Raw genomic sequence first — 259 nt, 5'->3', positions numbered from 1 at the left:
GAACCTGGCCCGGGCCACCACCTGAATAGCCGAAATGGAGTCCCCACCCAGCTCGAAGAACGAGTCCTCGACACCGACCTGCTCCACGCCCAGGACTTGGGCATAGATGCCGGCCAGAATCTCTTCGGTGGCAGTGGCCGGGGCCCGATAACGTTCGGCATCGCCGTAATCCGGCGCCGGCAGGGCCTGCTTGTCGAGCTTGCCGTTGACCGTCAACGGCAACGCCTCAAGCACCACCACCGCCGCGGGCACCATCCAC

Annotated in this window: 1 protein-coding gene; it reads right to left on the bottom strand. The window is 65.6% G+C overall.

Annotation, left to right across the window (positions count from 1 at the left end; all coding sequences use genetic code 11):
- On the bottom strand, positions 1–259 hold a 259-nt coding region (locus AC5Y30_RS25560; RefSeq protein ID WP_499922114.1), incomplete at both ends, for a phosphopantetheine-binding protein.

The sequence above is a fragment of the Mycobacterium sp. NGS27 genome (assembly GCF_059813005.1).
The sequence above is the reverse complement of the archived record's forward strand: the minus strand, read 5'-3'. Positions and strand labels throughout refer to the sequence as shown.